2 protein-coding genes are annotated in these 3,102 nt (G+C 67.1%); one reads left to right on the forward strand and one right to left on the reverse strand.

Annotated features, from left to right (window positions below):
* Positions 1–155: 155 nt before the first annotated feature.
* Positions 156–2,693 (reverse strand): GAF domain-containing protein, encoded by a 2,538-nt coding sequence (locus VMJ70_02975; GenBank protein ID HTO90072.1) that lies wholly within the window; start codon positions 2,691–2,693, stop codon positions 156–158.
* Positions 2,694–2,780: 87 nt separating this feature from the next.
* On the opposite strand from VMJ70_02975, the gene VMJ70_02980 reads away from it, so the two are divergent.
* Positions 2,781–3,102, forward strand: a 322-nt coding sequence (locus VMJ70_02980) for a hypothetical protein (protein ID HTO90073.1), incomplete at its 3' end; no start/stop codon positions are given.

A 3,102-nucleotide genomic window follows, 5' to 3' on the forward strand; every position in this document is an offset into this window, starting at 1 on the left:
GGATGTCCATCACGACCAGCGCGGGTGCGCGTTCCGCCGCGAGCGTCACGCCGTCCTCACCGGTCTCAGCCTCGATCGTGCGGTAGCCGTGGACCTGGAGCAGGTCGCGCGCGAGCTTGCGGTTCTGCTCGTGGTCCTCGATGATCAGGATCAGCTCATTCGCCATTGCGGACGGGGAGCGTCACCGTGAAGGTGGAGCCCTTGCCGGGCGCGCTCTCGACGCGGATCGTACCGCCGTGCAGCTCGACGAAGCGGCGCGCGAGTGCGAGGCCGAGGCCGGTGCCTTCGCGCTTCCGCGTGACGTCGGTGCCGACCTGCCGGAACGCCTCGAAGATCGTTTCCTGGTCCGCGGGCGCGATGCCCACCCCGGTGTCCTTGACCGCGATCTCGGCGCTGCCATTCGCCTGCCGCGCGACCACGCCCACCGCCCCGCCGCGCGGGGTGAACTTCACCGCGTTCGAGAGCAGGTTCAGTATTACCTGCTTGACCTTGCGCTCGTCGCCGCGGAAGGGGCCGAGCTCCGGATCGGCCTCGAACCGCAGCGCGATCCCGCTGCGCTGGGCGCGCTCGCGCACCAGCGTGAGCGCGTTGTCGAGGGCGGCGCGCAGGTCGAAGTCCGCGGCCTCGAGCTCCATGCGGCCGGCCTCGATCTTCGAGAGGTCGAGGATGTCGTTGATCAGGGAGAGGAGGTGCTTGCCAGAGCCGTGGATGTCCTTCACGTATTCGGCCTGCTTCTCCGTCAGCTGGCCGAAGTAGCGCGCGGCGAGCATCTCGGAGAAGCCGATCACCGCGTTGAGCGGCGTGCGCAGCTCATGCGACATGTTGGCGAGGAACGCCGACTTGTGCTGGTTCGCGATCTCGAGCTGGTGGCTTTTCTCCTGGATCTCGCGAAAGAGCTTCGCGTTCTGGATCGCGATTACGGCCTGGTCGGCGAAAGTCTTCAGCAGCGCAATCTCTTTCTCGGAAAACTCACCGATCGCGTCGCGGCCGACCCAGATTGCACCGATCCCCCGCCCCTTCCACAGCATCGGCGCGAAAAGGAAGGACTTGAAACCCATGATCCGGCCGCCGCGCCGCACCGGCTCGGGTACGTCCGCGCCGCCTTCGACGTCCGGATAGTGCATCACACGGCGCTCGAGGATCGCCGCCCCGGAGGCCGAGGCCCGAGTGAGCGGCAGCGGGTAGATGCCCGCCAACTCCTGCCGGCCCGGACCGCGGTAGGGGCCCAGGTGCACGGCACCATCCTCACCGATCAGGTTGATCCCGACGTGCCGGCCTCCGAACAGCCGCTCGCAGCTCTCCAGGATCTTGTCGAACACCGGTTTCGCGTCGGCCACCGAGCTCGAGATGACCTGCAGCACCTCAGCGGAGGCTCGCTGCTGATCGAGCGCCTCCTTCGTCTCGTTGAACAGCCGGGCGTTCTGGATTGCGATGACCGCCTGGTCGGCGAAGGTCTTCAGCAGCGCGATCTCTTTCTCCGAGAACTCACCGACGGCCGCGCGCCACGCGAAGATCGCGCCGATCCCCCGGCCTTCCCACAGCATCGGCGCGAGGATTGCGGACCGGTAGCCGGTGATCCTGGCTCCGCGCCGCATGTATTCGGGCACATCCGGTCCGTCCCGGGCGTCAGGATAGTGAACGACGCGTCGCTGCAGGATCGCCGCGCCGGCGCCGGAGTCCTCGCTGAGCGGTACCGGATAGTGCCGCTCGAGTTCTTCCCGATGAGCACCCTGGTAGGCGGCTAGATGCACGGCGCCGTCCTCGCCGACCAGGGATATGCCGACACTCTGGCCCTCAAAAAGCCGCCCGCAGCTCTCGAGAATCTTGTCGAACACCGGTTTCGTGTCGGCCACCGAGCTCGAGATCACCTGCAGCACGTCCGCGGATGCCTTCTGCTGATCCAGCGCCTCCTTCGTCTCGTTGAAGAGGCGCACGTTCTGGATCGCGATGACCGCCTGGTCCGCAAAGGTCCGCAACAGGGCGAGCTGCTTGTCGCTGAACGGCTTGACTTCCTTCCGGAGCATCACGATCGCCCCGAGCGCGGTATCACCGAAAAGCAGTGGCGCCGCCACCATGGTCCGATGCCCGTAGCGCCGCTGTAGGGCCTTGCCCTCCGGGTACTCGCCCTCCGACTCCGCTGCGAGGTCGTCGATCTGGATGGTTCGCCGCTCGAGCAGCGCGCGACCGGCCACCGAGCCGCGGGCGATTGGAACGGTGAGCTCGGGTCCGAAGGTCTCGCCGAACGGCCCGACGCTCGCGGCGAAGCGCATGACGTCGCCCTCGGCTCGGGCGATGACCACGTCGGGCGCGTCGCACAACCGGGACACGCTCCTCGCCACCGCATCGAACACCGGCGCAAGGTCGGTGGGCGAACTCGAGATCACGCGCAGGATCTCGGCGGTCGCGGTCTGCTGCTCGAGCGATTCGGTCAGCTCGCGGTTGCGCGCCTCGAGCTCGTTGAAGAGCCGCACGTTTTCGATCGCGATCACCGCCTGGTCGGCGAAGGTCTCGAGCAGCTTGATCTGCTTGTCCGAGAATGGGCGGGCCTCGCTGCGGCGAATGACGATGGCGCCGAGCGCGGTACCTTCGCGCAGCAGGGGCGTCGCTAGCACAGTCCGGGAGCCGAACTGCTTGGCGAGCTGCGCGCCGATCGGGAACTCGGATTCGGGTTCCGCGGGAAGATCTTCGACCATCGTGGTTCGGCGATCGATGATCGCCCGGCCGGTGACGGTTTCCCGCGTGGCTGGAATGTCGACATTGGATGGCCTCAAGATGGGACCGTGGTGCGCAACCGGCTGAAGCACGTCTCCAGCGAGGAGGAAGACGATGGCGTCCTGCGCCTCGCACAGGCGCTTCGCGTTCTCCGCGACCGCCGCGACGACCGGCTGAACGTCGGTCGGCGAGCTGCTGATGACGCGCAGGATCTCCGCGGTCGCGGTCTGCTGCTCGAGCGCCTCGGAGAGTTCGCGGTTGCGCGCCTCGAGCTCGTTGAACAGCCGCACGTTCTCGATCGCGATCACCGCCTGGTCGGCGAAGATCTTGAGCAGCGTGATCTGCTTCTCGGTGAAAGGGCGGACTTCGGACCGGCGGATCATGATGAGG

Origin of the sequence: Candidatus Sulfotelmatobacter sp., from assembly GCA_035498555.1 — a bacterium.
Lineage (GTDB): Bacteria > Eisenbacteria > RBG-16-71-46 > RBG-16-71-46 > RBG-16-71-46 > DATKAB01.